Raw genomic sequence first — 17638 nt, 5'->3', positions numbered from 1 at the left:
CCCTTAATTTTTTGCAGGTGCCGGTCCGGCCACTGCGGCTGTAGCAGTCACCACCTTCACCGCATCACCATCATTCAGGAAGCCGGCACCGTTGGCGACAATGATGCTGTCGGCATTCAGGCCCTGGGTCACTTCAACCTGATCACCCTGCGGCAGACTGACGCGACGGCCAGTCTGCAATTTGATCTGGGTCACGCGACCATCTGGATTCAGGCGGAAGGCATAGCTGAAACCATCCCTCACCACCACTGCTTGCTGAGGAATCGTCAATGCCTGTGAACTACCCATGACAAATTCACCTTTGGCAAACATGCCAGGTTTGAATGCCTGCAGATTCGCCTGCGCTGCCATTTGTGGCTTACCCTGCACGGATGCACCTGGAGCAACAGCGGCGGCAGCCGGTAACAGGTCCACATACACCAGACCCATCCTGGTCTGTGCATCGACAGTCGGCGATACCACCCTGACCTTGCCCTTCCATTGCGTGCCACCGGGGGCGGTGACGACGGCTTCGGTGCCGGGTGTCAATCTGGCCATTTCACTGGCCGTGACTTCTGCCCGCCATTCCAGACGGCCCTGACGTATCATGCGAAACAGTTCAGCCCCGTTGGCCACCACCGCACCCAGGGTTGCCGATCGGGCGGTGATGATGCCGCTGTCTGGTGCCAGCACACGGGTATTTTTCATGCGCAGTTGCTGTGCATCGACATTTGCTTTTGCGGCTTCCACCCTGGCTTTGGCAGTTTGTTCGGCTGTCAGGTATTGCCCAACCTGCTGCGCACTCAGAGCGCCACTGGATTGCAAGGCGCGGGTACGGTCGGCATTGGCGACGGCATCTGCCAGATTGGCTTGTGCCTCTGACAGGCTGGCCTGGGCCTGGGCCAGGTCGGCCTTCACGGTATCGCTGGAAAAACTCACCAGCAACTGGCCACGCTGCACATGGTCACCGATATTGGCATGCAGTTCCTGTATGCGCAGGCCATTGGCTTCTGATCCTATCAATGCTTCCTGCCAGGCAGCAACACTGCCATTGGCGGCCAGCTTGATGAGCAAGTTGCCTGCCACTGCCTTGGTGGTGGTTACCGTCAGTGCCGGCTTGGTTGGCGCGGTTGCACTTGCCGAAGCACTGGCGCTGCCAGGCTTTGAGTTAGCATCTGCAGCAACAGATGTGGAAGAAATCCACAAGCCACCAGCCGCGACTGCAACAACACCCGCCAAACTCAAGCCCAGGAAAACTGGTTTGCGTGAAATGAATGGGATCATATGAATGAGGCTTTCTATTATTCGTTAAATTCAGGAATGTGATGGGGTGGTGACGCTATCGGCAGATGCGGGAGATGAGGCAGATGCGGCAGATGGCATCAGCGGCGCAACAGGCACGGGATTGGCCGCAGGTGTGTGCATGTCCCAGCCGCCACCCAATGCCTTGTATAACGCGATCCAGGCATTATTTCTTTCAAGTTGCAGACTGATCAGCGATGACTGTGAGGCAAACGCCGTACGTCTTGCATCTTCCAGTTCCAGCAAACTTGCCATGCCCTGGTTGTAGCGTACCGTGGTTGCCTGCAATGCCTGCGCATAGCCGCGCGCAGCCAGTTCCGAATCCTGGCGGCGGGCATCGGTGCTTTGCAAATTCACCAGCGCTTCTTCAACTTCACGCACGGCCTGCCTGACCTTGCTGGCGTAACTGCTGCTGGCAGCCAGATAGCGCGCCTTTGCTGCGTCAACATTGGCTACCGCCTGGCCACCATCAAAGATGGGCAGTGTCAGTGCCAGCGGGCCGATAGACCAGGTATCCATGCTGCTGTCAGTGCCCATGCTGCGGTAACGCATACTGCCTATCGATCCACTCAGTGTCAGGCGCGGATAACGACGCGCTTCTGCCGCACCGATCTGGGAACTGGCCATGCTCACTTCTTTTTCTGCGGCGTACACGTCAGGACGTTGCTGCAAGACTTGCGCTGGTACGCTACTGATTCCCAATGGCAGCAAATTCTTTGTCGCTGCATCACGGCTGAGGGCATCCAGCTTTTGCCGCAGTTCCGGCTCTGGCCTGGCTGTCATGGCAACCAGTGCCTTGATGTCACGGTCACACTGGGCTGCCTGCTGGATGGCGCGGCTATTTCCCTCTGCCGCACTGGAACGCGTCAGGCTGGCAGTTGCATTCGATGTCATGCCGGCCTGCGCACTGAGGTCTGTCACACGTGCAGTTTCTGCCCTGGAACGGGCATCCTGCCAAGTAATATCGGCGACCTGACGGCAACTCAGCACAGAAAAATACAGTTGGGCCACTTCCGCCGCGACCACCGTGCGGGCATCATGCCATTGCGCCCTGCTACCTTCCAGATCCGCCTCTGCTGCCTGATTGGTGGCGCGATTGGCACCGAACAGATCCAGTTCCCACGTAGTCTGCAAACCCACTTGCGCCGTACTCGCGACCGGAACGCCAATCTGATTTTTTGCCCCGCTGACATTCGCCACCGTATCCAGCGAAGGCAGCAAGGCCGCACCACTGGCAACCCTGGCCGCCCTGGCTGCTTCTATGCGTGACCAGGCTTGCGCAATCGATGGGCTGACGGCTTGCGCCGCATCAATCAGTTCTACCAGGGTGGCGTCACCCTGGGCTTGCCACCAGGACCGCAGCTCGGTATTTTTTTCAGTGGATGGCAAGGCCGCCTGCCATTGCGCCGGCACGGTAGCCATACCCGCCACACCGGTGTTGGTGGTGGCACAGGCAGCAAGCAGAGAAACACTGCCGGCAGTAAGTATCAAACGTCGAATGATCATATCGCTGTTTATGAAGTTAAATTATCGGAAGAATGCAAAAATCGACGCCGTTTTTCGTCTTCACACATGGCCATGGCGTAATCAGCCAAGCGGGATGAATAAACATCGATGGCCTTGGGTCTGGCGATCAATGCCGGTCGTATGACCTGCATCAGATCACGACTGACCATCAGGGAAACTGCCAGGCCTGTAACGGAAAAAGCCAGCCTGTGCACATCATCGTCAGCGCGCCGGATACCCAGATAGCGACACAACAAACGGACCAGTCCCTGATGGGCTGGGCGTATCATGGTATCGATTTCTTCCCCCCATAAACCGGTGGGCTCCAGCATTTCGCGGAAATGCAGTTTCATGCATTGCTCTACCATCTCCCCCTGTTTCAGGGAATCGGTAAACGAACACATCAGCGCTGACAATATGTCGCGCAATTGCGTTTCAGATTGCTCAAAAATAGCCGGATCCACATTCGGATTGCTGCGCGGGTCGTTAAACACCGCCCGGTACAAGCCTGCCTTATCACCAAAGTAATAACTGATGGCAGAAATATTCACCTCAGCAACCCTGGCGATTTCACGTGTGGATGTCTTGGCATATCCTCTTCCGGCAAATAATTGCAGGGCACTGTCAAGCAAGCGGGTACGCGCCTCTATGCCATCCACCCGTAACGGCTTGCCACTATGCGTCGTGGATGGTACAGGCAATTCTGGCTGGATAGACCGGCTGGCGGTTTGGCTGGCGGTTTCGCTTACAGTTTTATTGTGGCTGGACTTTTTCATGAAATGCATCCTAACATAAATCAAACGTTTGATTTAACTAACATATGAAAAAACCCACCCGACTACATATCTATATATCGCCAAAGCAATAAAACACATCAGCCCCTCCTCTGGCATTCCATGTCATTACCTTTGTGCCCCACTTTCATTCAAAACCATAAGCTTTCCGGCATGAGGTTTGAGATGGAGCAGAATATTTCCTGAAGACAAGCCAACTGTCACGGCATAGTCATATTGACGGATTAGGCTCTCAAAAATTGTATTTCTCATGATTGGTGCCTCAAAGTGAACTTATTCAGCTCCCCCGCCATTCGTCTGATGCGCAACGTCAGGATCGCCCACAAATTCAGTTTTGTCGCTCTGGCATTCGGCATACCCTTACTGGTCGTACTCTTCCTGCTGTTTCGGGATATGAGAAACGACATCCTGCAAATCGAAGCCAAGCAGACTGCCATCAATACCATTGCAGAAAGAGGCAAGCTGCGGGGGCTACTGCAAAAGCAGCGTGCGCTACAACATATGCGCCTGCAGGGGAATAAACAAACCGGCAATGCATTGGCTGAAAACCAGACCAGGATTGACGAAGCACTGGAACAGCTGGACCGCCAAGAAGCCCTGAAAACACAATGGTCAGCCATACTGGCAAAACAAAACAGCTTCAAGGCACCGGAGAGCTTTGCCGAACACAGCAAGCTGATACAGGCTATCGATAACGAAGTCACGGCCATCGCCCACACATCCAAACTGACGCTGGATGGTGATTTGAAAACACATCAACTGGCGAATGCCTATGTCAGCACCCTGCCCCAGATTGAAGAAAAGCTGGCGCTGATAGCCGGACGCGGTGCTGCCTATATCGACAGCGGCCTGTTTGAAGCGGGTGAAGATGTCATGCTGAATTCCATGCATATGCTGGCGCGGCATGAGTTGAACAGCCTGGCCCAGCTCATGCAAGATATCAGTCAGCATGCGCCGCAATACACGGCGGCACAAGCAAACATACAGCAGCAAATCGAAGATGCAAAAAAATTCCTGGCCCGTTCACAGGATGAAGTCCTGGCCTCGGTCAATCAAAGTTCCGGTGATGCCTTCTTGCTTGCGGGCCTGGGTAGCATAGAAAAACTGACACAATCAGAGACCGTCATCGCCACACTGATCAACCAGAATCTGAATACCGATATCGAAGACGTGAACCAGCGTTCATGGAAGATGTCGGCCTGTATCATTGCGCTGCTGGTCATCGCCACCTACTTCCTGATCGCCATTTACCTGGCACTGACCAGCGACCTGAAACTGTTAACTCAGGCCATTGCTGAAACCGCTGCCGGCAATCTGCAAAACCGTGTGCATAGCAAGGGCAAGGATGAACTGGCGCAGTTGATCAATGCCGTCGGCGCGATGAACCAGCACTTGTGTGACATGGTGACGAATATCCGCAATGGTGCCCTCACGGTGGATGTGATCGCCAGAGAAATCCATGATGAAAATACTGACCTCGCCAGCCGCACGGAAAGCCAGGCGGAAGCCTTGCAGCAAACTGCCAGCGCCATTGATGAACTGACCGCTACTATCACGGAAAATGCAGGTAACCTGGCGCAGGCCAACAGCCTGATTCACAGCTCGGCCGAAAGAGTACAGCACGGTTTGCGAGTCATGGATAGCACTATCCTGTCCATGCAAACCGTCAGTGCAAGCTCCAGGAAAATTACCGAAATTATCGGCGTCATGGACGGTATCGCCTTCCAGACCAATATCCTGGCACTGAACGCCGCTGTAGAAGCTGCCCGCGCCGGTCAGGAAGGACGTGGCTTTGCCGTGGTGGCAGCCGAGGTAAGAAATCTGGCGCAACGCAGCACCACTGCCGCCAAGGAAATCAAGGCCCTGATCGCGGCATCCGGTCAGGCAGTGGAAGCCGGCAGCAGCATGATCAACACCGCAGGCAAGACCATGCAGGATATTGCTGAAAATGTAGATCTGGTGACCGAACTCATACGGCAGATTGCGCAAGCGAGCCAGGATCAAAGCGTGGGTATTTCTCACGTCAACCAGGCCATTGCCGATATAGACCAGATCACCCAGGACAATACCTGCCTGGTAGAACAAGCCAGCGAATCGACTGCCAAACTGGAACAGCAGGCAGCCTTGCTGGGTGCCGCAGTCAGCGTCTTTAAAACCCAGGCATCAGCAACAGAAACTCAGCATTTGCATCTGACCAGTATCACTGACTACCTGCCGCCCAAACCAGCCACGCGCAAGCTGGCAGCATGATGATTAGTTCAAAAAAACGGCAGCAATAACAACAGCAATAGATGAAGATGCGCAGATGCAGCAGCAAAAACAAAAACCACCTTGCGGTGGTTTTTGTTTTTTTTACCCGCTTCAAAGCTGAAGGGGTAAATTTGGTCATGGCAGCCGGTATCAGACTTTCAGCAAACTCAAAATTGATTTCAACTCATCCCGGATCTGATGCAGGTTGACCGGCTCTGCTTCACGCACTTCCACCTCTGCCGGGCCGCCATTGACGTTCAGCTTGTTTCTGGCACCGTTGATGGTAAAGCCTTGTTCATATAATAATTCGCGGATACGGCGTATCAGCAACACTTCATGATGCTGATAATAACGACGGTTACCACGCCGCTTTACCGGTTTGAGCTGTGAGAATTCCTGCTCCCAATAACGCAGAACATGTGGCTTAACGCCACATAGCTCACCAACTTCGCCTATCGTAAAGTACCGCTTGGCCGGAATAGGCGGCAGCACAAAAGACTCGATCTTGATTTCTGTCATGGAAAATGTCAGGCAGCGTGGGCCAGAGGTTGACTGCCGACGTCATCGACCATGCCCTTGAGCTTCTGACTGGCGTGGAAGGTAACGACACGACGAGCAGTGATAGGAATTTCTTCCCCGGTCTTGGGATTACGACCAGGACGTTGAGGCTTGTCACGCAACTGGAAATTGCCAAAGCCGGACAACTTGACGGCCTCGCCCCTTTCCAGTGCATCACGGATTTCATCAAAAAAAGTTTCTACCATGTCCTTGGCTTCACGCTTGTTCAAGCCTACATGCTCAAACAACAGCTCAGCCAATTCTGCCTTGGTCAAGGTCGGCAACTCCTTTTCCGCCTGTGAGCGCGCCCTGGCTTCCAGCATCGCACGATTCAAATCAGCATCCAGCACCGACTGAAATTCAGCGGAAATAACGTCATTCATTTTAAAACTCTTCCCAAGTAAATCTAACAGGTTCACGCAAATTTAACGCAGACGGGCTGCAAATTGCAGACTGGCGGCGACCACCAGTGCATTCATTGCAGCTTCTACTTTATCATCTTGCAGGGTACTTTGAGTATCTTGCAAGCTAAAGCGGAAAGCAAGACTTTTCTCATCAGTTTCCAGGCCCTTGCCACGATATTCATCAAACAAAACAACGGCTTGCACTATCTTGCAGGCTTCATTCTGGCGAATTTCAGCCTGGAATACGTCTAGCAAATTTTGCACCATTACTGCCTGTTTGACAACAAGTGCCAGGTCCCGGGTAACCGCCTGGAATTTGGAAATCTCCTGGTACACCGGCACGCCCACATCTTGCAATGCAGCGACGTCCACCTCAAACAATACCGGTGCCAAAGGCAATTCATATTTCTGTTGCAGGCGCGGGTGCAGTTCACCAATAACACCGATGTGCTTGCCGTCACATTCTATTGCGGCACTGCGTCCAGGATGCAGCGCAACATGTTCCTGCTTGATAAAGCGTAATGTTTTTGGCGCAAATAATGCTTCGAGGTCGGCCTTGATATCAAAGAAATCCACGTTACGGGTTTCCTGCCCCCACTGCTCTTCAGCAACCGGGCCATAAGCCAGCGCTGCCAGACGTTTTGGCTGCTGATAGCCGGCGACTTCCAGCGGACCATCTTGCACATTAGCATCCTGCAAATAGACTGCGCCGATTTCAAAAATACGGATACGGTTCAGTTTGCGGTTCAGGTTATAGCGGGCATTCGCCACCAGGCTACCTATCATGCTGGTACGCATGACACTCATCTGACTGGCAATCGGATTCAACAGGCGAACAGGCTGGGCATTGCCGGAAAAATCCTGCTCCCAGGCTTCTTCGACAAAGCTGTAATTGACGACTTCCTGATAATCCTGATCAGCGATCAGGCGACGCACGGCAAACAGCGAACGCTGGTTTTCCGGCGCAATCATCATCGCATTCGCAGCCACGGGCGGCAATGCAGGAATGTTTTCAAAACCATACACGCGCGCCACCTCTTCGATCAGATCTTCTTCGATTTCGATATCGAAACGATAGGACGGTGGCGTTACCATGAATTCACCAGGCACCTGTGTGAATTGCAAACCAAGGCGGGTGAAAATGTCGGCAATCTTTGCATCATCCAGCGCCACACCGATGACCTTGACGGCACGTGCCGTACGCAGCTTGACCGCTGGACGCTGTGGCAGATTGATGATCTGGTCATCAACCGGACCCAGTTTGACCTGGCTGGCACCACCACAAATCTCGACGATCAGGGCACTGATACGTTCTATGTGTTCGACGATAGATGCAAAGTCGACCCCACGCTCAAAGCGATGCGCTGCATCAGTAGAGAAATTGAAGCGACGGGCGCGGCCCTGTATCGCCTGTGGCCACCAGAAAGCGGCTTCCAGGTAAATGTTTTGTGTGTCCAGGCTCACAGCAGTGGAATCGCCACCCATGATACCTGCCAGGGATTCAATTTCTTTTTCATCCGATATGACGCCGACCCAGTCATCCACTTCTACCGTATTACCGTTCAGCAGTTTCAACGATTCACCGGTTTTACCCCAGCGTACATCCAGGCTGCCATGGATCTTGTCCAGATCAAACACGTGCGAAGGACGACCGAGTTCCAGCATCACATAGTTGGAGATATCAACCAGTGCAGAAATCGGACGCTGACCGCTGCGCTCCAGTCTTTGCTTCATCCATTCTGGCGTCGCTGCACGGGCATTCACACCGCGAATGACACGTCCGGCAAAACGACCGCACAGATCAGGCGCACTGACTTTGACAGGCAAGGTTTCTTGCAAAGTCACCGGCAGCACGATCACTTCCGGCACTTGCATAGGTGTACCGGTCAGTGCCGATACTTCACGCGCCACACCGAGTACGGACAGGCAATCGGCCTTGTTCGGTGTCAGTTTGATGGTAAATTTCAGGTCATTCAACTGATAGTAGTCACGGAAATTCTGCCCCACTGGCGCATCGGATGGCAAATCCATCAAGCCACCGTGCTCTTCAGACAATTTCAATTCACGGGCAGAACACAGCATGCCGTAGGATTCTACGCCACGCAGCTTGCCGACCTTGATTTCAAATGGTTTGCCGTCTGCACCAGGTGGCAGGATGGCGCCAACCATGGCGCATGCCACCTTCATGCCTACGCGCACATTCGGTGCGCCACAAACGATATTAAGCAAACTGCCAGTGCCTACATCGACCTGGCAGATATTGAGCTTGTCAGCATCGGGATGCTTGGCAATTTCGCGGATTTCGCCAACCACGACATTATTAAATGGCGGAGCAACCGGCTCTACCTCTTCGACTTCCAATCCCGACATGGTGAGCAGATGGGACAACTCATCCGAAGTCATCTTCGGATCAACCATGGTACGTAGCCAGTTTTCAGAAAATTGCATAATTCAGCCATCTAATGTTGGATGCAGGGCGCGATGCGCCACTCAAAAATTCAGGGATGCGCTGCTTTTTTAATTGAATTGCTTCAGGAAGCGCAAATCGCCTTCGTAAAACAGACGCAAGTCATTGACGCCATAACGCAGCATGGTCAGACGTTCAAGACCGGAACCAAAGGCAAAGCCTATGTATTTTTCCGGATCCAGACCCATGTTACGCACCACACTAGGATGCACCTGGCCAGAACCGGATACTTCCAGCCAGCGGCCTTTCAATGGGCCACTACCGAAGGCGATATCGATTTCGGCTGAAGGTTCAGTAAACGGGAAATAAGAGGGGCGGAAACGCACCTGCAAATCATCGGTTTCAAAGAAGGCTTTGACAAAGTTCAGGTACACGCCCTTGAGGTCAGCAAAGCTGATGTCTTCAGCGATCCACAAGCCTTCAACCTGATGGAACATCGGGGAATGCGTGGCATCGCTGTCGACGCGATAAGTGCGACCAGGTGCAATGACCTTGATCGGTGGTTTGTGCATGCGTGCGTAACGTACCTGCATCGGGCTGGTATGCGTGCGCAACAGCAGTTGCTTGCCCTGGCTATCTTTGCCATCGACATAAAAGGTGTCCTGCATGGAACGTGCAGGATGATTTTCCGGGCTGTTCAAGGCCGTAAAATTGGTCCAGTCTGTTTCGATTTCGGGGCCATCTGCCACGTCAAAACCGATGGAACGGAAGATTTCTTCGACGCGCTGCCAAGTGCGCATGACGGGATGGATGCCACCCACGCTGCGGCCACGGCCGGGCAAGCTGACGTCGATTGCTTCTGCATTCAGACGTGTCTGCATTTGCGCATTGGCCAGCGCATCACGGCGCTCGGTCAAGGCGGTTTCAATCTGGACTTTGGCTGCATTGATGACTGCGCCCTGAACCTTCTTTTCCTCTGGTGGTAATTTGCCCAGACTTTTCATCTGTTCGGTAATCTGTCCACTCTTACCAAGGTAAAGCGCTTTTGCGTTCTCTAAAGCGGCAGCGTCATTGGCTGCCAGAAAATCAGCACGTGCCTGGCTGACGATTTGATCTAAAGGGTTCATGCCTTGTTCCCGCTTACCATGAAGCTGAAATAATGATCTGAAAACAAAACGGGGCATAGGATTCAACCTCTGCCCCGCTTGATATTTGCAACTGGCTTGCACCAGTCGCTACGACTACCGTCTGCTAGTCTGCTCGTCCGCTATTAAGCAGCCAAGTTAACTTTGACTTGATTAACAATCGCAGCGAATGCTGGTTTGTCAGTCACAGCCATGTCAGCCAGTACTTTACGGTCGAGTTCAATCGCGGCTTTTTTCAGGCCGTTCATAAACACGCTGTAAGTCAGGCCATGCTGGCGAGCCGCTGCATTGATACGTGTGATCCACAAAGCGCGGAATACACGTTTCTTGTTGCGGCGATCGCGGTATGCATATTGACCAGCGCGCATAACTGCTTGCTTGGCAATACGGAATACCTTACTGCGACGACCACGGTAACCTTTAGCAAGGTTGAGAACTTTCTTATGACGGGCACGAGCTGTAACCCCACGTTTTACTCTAGGCATAATAACTCCTTAAATAATGAGTATGAGGTTAAGCTGTTGGCATCATGCGCATTACGGATACCATGTTGGTGTCATGAACACCTACAGAACCGCGCAATTGACGTTTGTTTTTGGTAGTTTTCTTGGTCAGAATGTGACGTTTGAAAGCTTGACCGCGTTTAACGGTACCACCTGGACGGACGCGAAAGCGCTTTTTGGCGCTGCTTTTCGTCTTCATTTTTGGCATAGTACTATCTGTCTTTTAAGACAGCTCCACTTTTATATGATGGTAGGTGGCAGCAACGATCGCTACTCTTGGATGCCTACTTCTCACTTATTGTGACCCAACTTTTAGATGGGTCTATCGTAATGCCCGCTAAGAACCTGTTTTCGATCTTAAGCGCGAGCGTGATCGGGGCTCATGCGCTGCTCAAAATGCTCATGTACTAAAGTACATTCCGCTTTTTGCGCTGCTCTTCATCCCGCTGACGCTCGCTCGCTACAGATCGTAAACAAGTTCTAAGGCGTGCCTCACAAAACCTGCTTTTGCTTTTTCGTTTCAAATAAGCTGAAACTTATTTTTTCTTCTTCGGTGCCAGGATCATGATCATCTGGCGACCTTCCATCTTCGGAAACTGTTCAACCTGGCCATACTGTTCCAGATCAAGCTTCAAACGCTCCAGCATACGCATACCGATTTCCTGATGCGCCATTTCACGACCACGGAAACGCAGGGTAATCTTGGTCTTGTCGCCATCATCCAGGAACTTGACCAGATTACGCAATTTGATATTGTAATCACCGTCATCTGTACCCGGACGGAATTTGACTTCCTTGACCAGTATCACTTTCTGCTTGAGCTTGGCTTCGTGAGCTTTTTTCTGCTCCTGGTATTTGAATTTGCCGTAATCCATCAGACGGCAAACCGGTGGCTGCGCCGTCGGCGCTATTTCCACCAAATCCACGTTGGCTTCTTCAGCCAAACGAAAGGCTTCACTCAGTTTCACGATGCCCAGGGGCTCATTCTCAACGCCGGATAAGCGCACTTCAGGCGCTGTAATTTCACCGTTGATGCGATGTGACTTGTCAGTAGCTATTGCAGTTTCCTTCAAAAATAATAATAAAAGCTATGCAACCCTGTTAAAACAGGGTCGCTGCTAATCTGTTAAACCTTGGTTTCAACTTCGTTTTTCAAACGAGTCATAAAGGCGTCCAGAGGCATTACCCCCAGATCCAGATTGCCACGCGTACGCACAGCCACTGTATTGGCATCCCTCTCTTTATCGCCTATCACGAGGATATATGGCAGTTTTTGAATGGAATGCTCGCGTATTTTATAGGTAATCTTCTCATTACGCAAATCTGTATTCACTCTAAACCCTTGTTTCTTCAGGATTTCCGCAACAGATTGTGAATATTCAGCCTGCGATTCAGAGATATTCAAGACTGAAACTTGCACCGGTGCCAGCCACAACGGCAAGGCAGCAGCATGATTTTCTATCAAGATACCGATGAAACGCTCCATCGAGCCCACAATCGCCCGGTGCAGCATGATAGGCACTTTACGACTGTTGTCATCTGCGACATATTCCGCACCCAGGCGACCCGGCATGAAGAAATCGACCTGCATGGTACCAACCTGCCATGGGCGACCCAGGCTGTCTTTCAGGTGATATTCAATCTTGGGACCATAGAAAGCACCCTCGCCCGGCAATTCTTCCCATTCCACGCCACAGGAACGCAGCGCAGTACGCAAGGTATCTTCTGCCTTGTCCCAAATTTCATCGCTACCGATGCGATTTTCAGGACGCAGGGCGAGTTTGATGAAAATCTTGTCAAAACCAAAATCTTCATACACTTTCATTGCTTGCGGATGGAAAGCCATGACCTCAGCCTGGATCTGGTCTTCTGTACAGAAAATATGACCATCATCCTGGGTAAAGCCACGTACACGCATGATGCCGTGCAAGGCACCAGATGGTTCATTGCGGTGACATTGACCGAATTCGCCAAAACGCAAAGGCAGGTCACGATAACTCTTCATGCCGGAATTGAAAATCTGCACGTGGCCAGGGCAATTCATCGGTTTCAAGGCATAAACGCGGTTTTCCGACTCGGTGACAAACATATTGTCTTTGTAGTTATCCCAGTGACCAGTCTTGCCCCACAGGCTGCTGTCGAGGATTTGTGGCCCCTTCACTTCCTGATAACCGCAATCCTGATACACCTTGCGCATGTATTGCTCTACCTGTTGCCAGATAGTCCAGCCCTTTGCATGCCAGAATACCAGGCCCGGTGCTTCATCCTGGAAGTGAAACAGGTCCAGTGCCTTGCCGAGCTTGCGGTGATCACGCTTTTCAGCCTCTTCCAGCATATGCAGGTAGGCTTCCTGATCTTCCTTCCTGGCAAAAGCAGTGCCATAGACACGTTGCAGCATCTCGTTTTTGGAATCGCCGCGCCAGTAAGCACCAGCCAGTTTCATCAGCTTGAATACTTTCAGCTTGCCAGTGGATGGCACGTGCGGACCACGGCACAGGTCAGTGAAATTGCCTTCCGTGTACAAAGACACGTCCTGGTCAGCAGGAATGGATTCTATAATCTCGGCCTTATAGGCTTCGCCTATGGATTTGAAGTAGGCAACTGCTTCATCACGTGGCAATACCTTACGTGTGACTGGCTCGTCTTTTTTCGCCAGTTCAGCCATTTTCTTTTCTATTGCCACCAGATCGTCTGGTGTGAATGGGCGCTTGTAAGAAAAGTCATAGTAGAAACCGTTTTCGATGACAGGACCAATAGTGACCTGCGCGTCTGGGTACAATTCCTTGACAGCATACGCCAGCAAGTGGGCGGTGGAGTGACGTATCACTTCCAGGCCATCTGCATCCTTGTCGGTGACGATGGCCAGATCCGCATCCGCATCGATCAGATGCGAGGTATCGACCAGTTTGCCATTGACGCGTCCAGCCAGAGCAGCTTTTGCCAGGCCAGCACCGATGCTGGCAGCAACTTGCGCCACCGTTACCGGCGCATCGAATTGTCGTTGCGAACCATCAGGAAGTTTTACTGAAACCATGTCACTCTCCAAAGCGGAAAAATACAAAAAAAATTGAGATAAAAAATAAGTCTAAAAAACGCAGACGAAAAAAAAGCACGGCTAGCCGTGCTTTTTCAGTTTGTTACAAACGAAAAGTATCCTCGACTAGAGTCGCTCCCAAACCAGTTTCGTGGTAGTTCGCGGTGTCATAACCAAGGATGCCTTTCTCGCTCTTAACTATAATGTTTTAATAATTTTAAAATCTTTGGTAGGCACGATTGGACTCGAACCAACGACCCCTACCATGTCAAGGTAGTGCTCTAACCAGCTGAGCTACGCGCCTAAAGAAACGAGAGTATAGCAGAGACTTCCGGAAAATTACTAGTCCCCTGCCCTAAAAAATTTACGCCGCTCAAGAAGCAAGCGCGAAAACCGGTCCGTAACCAGCCCCTAACCAGAGCATGTTGACCTGATCCACTACTCAGGACTTATTTCCCAAGCGCCCAAATCCCCACTTCGGCTACACTATGGCATATCTGTCCAATATCTATCCATTCAGCAAGCCATCATAGACATGCCCTATCACGCCCACAGCAAAAGCGAGCATTTACACGATCACCGCCGTGGTGACGCCGAACACCGGCATTATTTTGAAAACCGCAGCCAAAAGATACTCGCCTGGGCACTCGGCCTGACCCTGAGTTTTGCCGGCGTGGAAGTGGTGTTCGGCTTCTTATCCAACTCACTGGCCCTGATATCCGATGCCGGTCACATGGTGACCGATGCTGCTGCGCTGGGCCTGGCACTGCTGGCGCAGATCATTGCAAAACGCCCGCCGACGGCAAAAAATTCATTTGGCTTTGGCCGTGCAGAAGCACTGGCAGCCTTTGTCAATGGCCTGGTCATGCTGGGTGTGATTGCCTGGATCATCAAAGAAGCCGTACAACGCTTTTCCACGCCAGAAACAGTACAAGGTGGCACCGTCATGCTGGTGGCAGGCATAGGCCTGGCCATCAATATCGTGGTTGCATGGGTATTGTCACACGACAAGGAAAGCGTCAACACCAAAGCCGCCCTGGTGCATGTCATGGGGGATTTGCTGGGATCGGTGGCAGCCATCGTATCCGGTGCCGTCATTTACCTGACAGGCTGGATGCAGATTGATCCCCTGCTGTCGATTTTTGTGTCCCTGCTGATCCTTAAATCCACGCTGGCGGTATTGAGCGAGTCTTACCACTTCCTGATGGAAGGCGTGCCGCACAATATTGATTACGTGCAAATTGGCGCTGACCTGGAAGCCATCAATGGCGTGCTGTCAGTACATGACCTGCACGTATGGGAAATGTCACCCGGCTTCCCGGCCCTGATAGGCCATCTGGAAATCGAAGACCTGAGCGCCTGGCCGCGCATACTGGAAAGCGTCAAGGCCATGCTGCTGAGCAAACATAAAATTGACCACATTACCCTGCAGGCGGAGGTGGATGAACTGGAAGAATTTCAGGATTAAGGCTTGCCATGCTGGATGCTTCAGTAACTGAGGTATCCAGCATGCATTTTAATTCCGCCTTACTTCCAGCACACCACTGACTTCATGCAGCACCGTCAATGCTTTTTGCAACTGCGTGGTACCGCCGATTTCAACCGTGAATGACATCCTGGCCTGTGACTTGGCGCTTTGGGTATTGACGCCGATCACATTGATTTTTTCGCGGGAAAACACTTCCGAAATATCCCGCAGCAAACCCTGGCGATCTTGTGCCAACACAAAAATATCCACGGGATACACCGTGTCCTTGCCGTGATCACCCCAGGTGGTCTGGATTACACGCTCCGGTGCCTTGTTGCGCATTTCTGCGAAATTCTTGCAACTCAGCCGGTGGATGGATACACCCTTGCCACGGGTAACGAAGCCGACGATATCATCTGGTGGTGCCGGCTTGCAGCAACGTGCCAGTTGTGTCATCAAGCCTTCCGTACCCACCACCAGCACACCGGATTTGGCACCCTGCGTCACGCTGGATGCGCGACTCTTGTTGGTGAAACTGACTTCTTCCGGTTCTGCCTCGACGACATTTTCACGCAACACCGTTTCAATCTGGCGCAGACTGAATTCATCCTTGCCGACCGATAAAAACAGCTCATTGACTTCAGCAAAGCCCAGCTTGCGTGCCAGCTCTTCCAGATTGACAGCAGTCTTGCCTTCACGCTGCAAGGTTTTTTCAACCAGGGCACGACCTGAAGACAGGGTTTCTTCCTGATCGATGGTATTGAACCAGGCGCGGATTTTGGTACGGGTACGGGTACTGGCAGAATACTCGGTAGTCAGCCAGTCACGGGAAGGGCCGGTCTGTGGCGAGCCAACTTTCAGGGTAATGATTTCTACCGTCTGGCCGTTCTTCAAGGGTGTATTCAGCGGCACCATGATGTTATCGACACGCGCCCCGCGGCAACGGTGCCCGACATCCGTATGCAGGTGATAAGCAAAATCCACCGGGGTTGAATTGCATGGCAATTCGATGACCCTAGCTTGTGGTGTCAGTACATAAATCCTGTCATCGAGACTGGCTGCCTTGAGTTTTTCCACCCATTCGCGTTGCAATTCTTCTTGCTCGACGACGACATCGGCGACATCCGTTTTCCAGGCCAGCAATTGCCTGAGCCAGGCAATTTTTTCATCGTATTCCTGTGCTGAAAAATTCGAACCGCCCGACTCTTTGTAGCGCCAATGAGCAGCTACGCCATATTCGGCAAACTGATGCATTTCGCGCGTGCGTATCTGCACTTCCAGCGGCCTGCCATCTTCCACCACGACCACCGTGTGCAAAGACTTGTAGCCATTCGGCTTGGGACGCGAAATATAATCGTCAAACTCTTTGGGTATCGGTGCCCAGGCATTGTGGACGATACCCAAAACGGTATAGCAATCCTTGATGTCGTCGACAATCACGCGGAAGGCACGGACATCATACAGTTCGTCAAAATCGACGGACTTGCCCTTCATTTTTTTCCAGATACTGTATATATGTTTGGGGCGACCGGTGACTTCGGCCTTGACGCCAGTTGCCTGTAATTCTTTGTTCAGCCTGGCGATGGCATTGACGACGAAGCTTTCACGCTCCATGCGTTTTTCTTCCAGCATCTTGGCAATGCGCTTGTATTGCTGCGGCTCGAGGAAACGGAAAGACAGGTCTTCCAGTTCCCATTTCAATTGCCACACACCGAGACGATTCGCCAGCGGCGCATATAAATCCATAGTTTCGCTCGCATACTGCTGGGCAGCACCGTCTTCGCGCTTGCATTCGGCAAAATAACGCAGGGTAGTCACGCGCGATGCCAGCCGCACCAGGACGACACGCATATCGGTGGCCATGGCCAGCACCATCTTGCGCAAGGTTTCCATCTGGGTTGCAGCTTTTTCTGCCGCATCCTTGCCGCGCCCTACATCACGCTGTGTCAAGGCAGCTTCACGCAATTTCATCAGGCGACGTATGCCAGTCACCAGGTCGGCAATTTCCTTGCCGAAGCGGATTTCTATCTGCTCGGCCGCGATCGGATTCAGTTCCGGCAATTCAAACAGGATGGCGGCAATGCGGGTATCAACATCGGTACGCAGCATCGCCAGCGTGGCTACTACACCGCTGACAAACTGCAAGGCATTCTGCTCTGTCACTACGCATTTATTCGCATACAGGGGCGTGACATATTCCAGCGCAGCGATGACTCGCTCCGCATCTGTATCTGACAAACCTTCGAGCAGCGCTGCTTCGGAAGCTGTAGTCGAAATTGATACCATAT

General features: G+C 52.2%; 14 protein-coding genes and 1 tRNA gene. 2 read left to right on the top strand and 13 right to left on the bottom strand.

The window, feature by feature from the left end; all coding sequences use genetic code 11:
• Positions 1–3 precede the first annotated feature (3 nt).
• The 3 genes from ACO0LM_RS11485 to ACO0LM_RS11475 are packed head-to-tail and all read right to left on the bottom strand — an operon-like array spanning position 4 to position 3563.
• Positions 4–1263, bottom strand: a complete 1260-nt coding sequence (locus ACO0LM_RS11485) for an efflux RND transporter periplasmic adaptor subunit (RefSeq protein ID WP_423037138.1) — start codon at positions 1261–1263, stop codon at positions 4–6.
• A 30-nt stretch (positions 1264–1293) separates the two neighbouring features.
• The gene (locus tag ACO0LM_RS11480) at positions 1294–2787 is read right to left on the bottom strand and encodes an efflux transporter outer membrane subunit (protein ID WP_423037136.1); all 1494 of its coding nucleotides are present in this window, start codon (positions 2785–2787) and stop codon (positions 1294–1296) included.
• A gap of 8 nt (positions 2788–2795) precedes the next feature.
• Positions 2796–3563, bottom strand: a complete 768-nt coding sequence (locus ACO0LM_RS11475) for a CerR family C-terminal domain-containing protein (protein WP_423037134.1) — start codon at positions 3561–3563, stop codon at positions 2796–2798.
• 285 nt (positions 3564–3848) lie between these two features.
• On the opposite strand from ACO0LM_RS11475, the gene ACO0LM_RS11470 reads away from it, so the two are divergent.
• Positions 3849–5831: a methyl-accepting chemotaxis protein gene (locus tag ACO0LM_RS11470; protein ID WP_423037132.1), complete on the top strand. Its 1983-nt coding sequence runs from the start codon at positions 3849–3851 to the stop codon at positions 5829–5831.
• 150 nt (positions 5832–5981) lie between these two features.
• Here ACO0LM_RS11470 and ACO0LM_RS11465 read toward each other — a convergent pair whose 3' ends face one another.
• The 9 genes from ACO0LM_RS11465 to ACO0LM_RS11425 all read right to left on the bottom strand — a co-directional run bounded on the left by ACO0LM_RS11465 (position 5982) and on the right by ACO0LM_RS11425 (position 14186).
• A complete protein-coding gene (locus tag ACO0LM_RS11465; RefSeq protein WP_423037130.1) occupies positions 5982–6350 on the bottom strand; it encodes a MerR family transcriptional regulator in 369 nt (122 codons plus the stop codon).
• A gap of 8 nt (positions 6351–6358) precedes the next feature.
• A complete protein-coding gene (locus ACO0LM_RS11460; RefSeq protein WP_186949066.1) occupies positions 6359–6772 on the bottom strand; it encodes an integration host factor subunit alpha in 414 nt (137 codons plus the stop codon).
• Positions 6773–6814: 42 nt separating this feature from the next.
• The gene (gene pheT / locus ACO0LM_RS11455) at positions 6815–9241 is read right to left on the bottom strand and encodes a phenylalanine--tRNA ligase subunit beta (RefSeq protein ID WP_423037128.1); all 2427 of its coding nucleotides are present in this window, start codon (positions 9239–9241) and stop codon (positions 6815–6817) included.
• 69 nt (positions 9242–9310) lie between these two features.
• Positions 9311–10327, bottom strand: a complete 1017-nt coding sequence (gene pheS, locus ACO0LM_RS11450) for a phenylalanine--tRNA ligase subunit alpha (protein ID WP_422986275.1) — start codon at positions 10325–10327, stop codon at positions 9311–9313.
• Positions 10328–10470: 143 nt separating this feature from the next.
• Positions 10471–10830 (bottom strand): 50S ribosomal protein L20, encoded by a 360-nt coding sequence (gene rplT / locus ACO0LM_RS11445; RefSeq protein ID WP_186949063.1) that lies wholly within the window; start codon positions 10828–10830, stop codon positions 10471–10473.
• A 28-nt stretch (positions 10831–10858) separates the two neighbouring features.
• Positions 10859–11056 (bottom strand): 50S ribosomal protein L35, encoded by a 198-nt coding sequence (gene rpmI, locus ACO0LM_RS11440; protein ID WP_110253942.1) that lies wholly within the window; start codon positions 11054–11056, stop codon positions 10859–10861.
• Between the two features lie 328 nt (positions 11057–11384).
• Positions 11385–11921 carry a translation initiation factor IF-3 gene (gene infC, locus ACO0LM_RS11435; RefSeq protein ID WP_422986273.1) on the bottom strand — a complete coding sequence of 179 codons (537 nt, stop codon included), beginning with the start codon at positions 11919–11921 and terminating at the stop codon, positions 11385–11387.
• Between the two features lie 53 nt (positions 11922–11974).
• A complete protein-coding gene (gene thrS / locus ACO0LM_RS11430) occupies positions 11975–13882 on the bottom strand; it encodes a threonine--tRNA ligase (RefSeq protein WP_423037126.1) in 1908 nt (635 codons plus the stop codon).
• Between the two features lie 227 nt (positions 13883–14109).
• A tRNA-Val gene (locus ACO0LM_RS11425) sits at positions 14110–14186 on the bottom strand.
• A 231-nt stretch (positions 14187–14417) separates the two neighbouring features.
• Between ACO0LM_RS11425 and ACO0LM_RS11420 the strand changes: the two genes are divergently transcribed.
• Entirely contained in the window at positions 14418–15350 is a 933-nt protein-coding gene (locus ACO0LM_RS11420; RefSeq protein WP_423037124.1) for a cation diffusion facilitator family transporter, read from the top strand.
• A gap of 48 nt (positions 15351–15398) precedes the next feature.
• Here ACO0LM_RS11420 and ACO0LM_RS11415 read toward each other — a convergent pair whose 3' ends face one another.
• Positions 15399–17636 (bottom strand): RelA/SpoT family protein, encoded by a 2238-nt coding sequence (locus tag ACO0LM_RS11415; RefSeq protein ID WP_423037122.1) that lies wholly within the window; start codon positions 17634–17636, stop codon positions 15399–15401.
• Positions 17637–17638: the final 2 nt, after the last annotated feature.

The sequence above is a fragment of the Undibacterium sp. Di26W genome, from assembly GCF_049340265.1.
Classification (GTDB): domain Bacteria; phylum Pseudomonadota; class Gammaproteobacteria; order Burkholderiales; family Burkholderiaceae_D; genus Undibacterium.
Note: the sequence above shows the minus strand (reverse complement) of the source record. Positions and strands in the feature narration are given on the sequence as shown.

What these genes read in the sequence shown, in the direction of transcription:
- ACO0LM_RS11485 (WP_423037138.1), bottom strand. Translation starts at nt 1,263, where the DNA reads ATGATCCCATTCATTTCACGCAAACCAGTTTTCCTGGGCTTGAGTTTG.
- ACO0LM_RS11480 (WP_423037136.1), bottom strand. Translation starts at nt 2,787, where the DNA reads ATGATCATTCGACGTTTGATACTTACTGCCGGCAGTGTTTCTCTGCTT.
- ACO0LM_RS11475 (WP_423037134.1), bottom strand. Translation starts at nt 3,563, where the DNA reads ATGAAAAAGTCCAGCCACAATAAAACTGTAAGCGAAACCGCCAGCCAA.
- ACO0LM_RS11465 (WP_423037130.1), bottom strand. Translation starts at nt 6,350, where the DNA reads ATGACAGAAATCAAGATCGAGTCTTTTGTGCTGCCGCCTATTCCGGCC.
- ACO0LM_RS11460 (WP_186949066.1), bottom strand. Translation starts at nt 6,772, where the DNA reads ATGAATGACGTTATTTCCGCTGAATTTCAGTCGGTGCTGGATGCTGAT.
- pheT (WP_423037128.1), bottom strand. Translation starts at nt 9,241, where the DNA reads ATGCAATTTTCTGAAAACTGGCTACGTACCATGGTTGATCCGAAGATG.
- pheS (WP_422986275.1), bottom strand. Translation starts at nt 10,327, where the DNA reads ATGAACCCTTTAGATCAAATCGTCAGCCAGGCACGTGCTGATTTTCTG.
- rplT (WP_186949063.1), bottom strand. Translation starts at nt 10,830, where the DNA reads ATGCCTAGAGTAAAACGTGGGGTTACAGCTCGTGCCCGTCATAAGAAA.
- rpmI (WP_110253942.1), bottom strand. Translation starts at nt 11,056, where the DNA reads ATGCCAAAAATGAAGACGAAAAGCAGCGCCAAAAAGCGCTTTCGCGTC.
- thrS (WP_423037126.1), bottom strand. Translation starts at nt 13,882, where the DNA reads ATGGTTTCAGTAAAACTTCCTGATGGTTCGCAACGACAATTCGATGCG.
- ACO0LM_RS11420 (WP_423037124.1), top strand. Translation starts at nt 14,418, where the DNA reads ATGCCCTATCACGCCCACAGCAAAAGCGAGCATTTACACGATCACCGC.
- ACO0LM_RS11415 (WP_423037122.1), bottom strand. Translation starts at nt 17,636, where the DNA reads ATGGTATCAATTTCGACTACAGCTTCCGAAGCAGCGCTGCTCGAAGGT.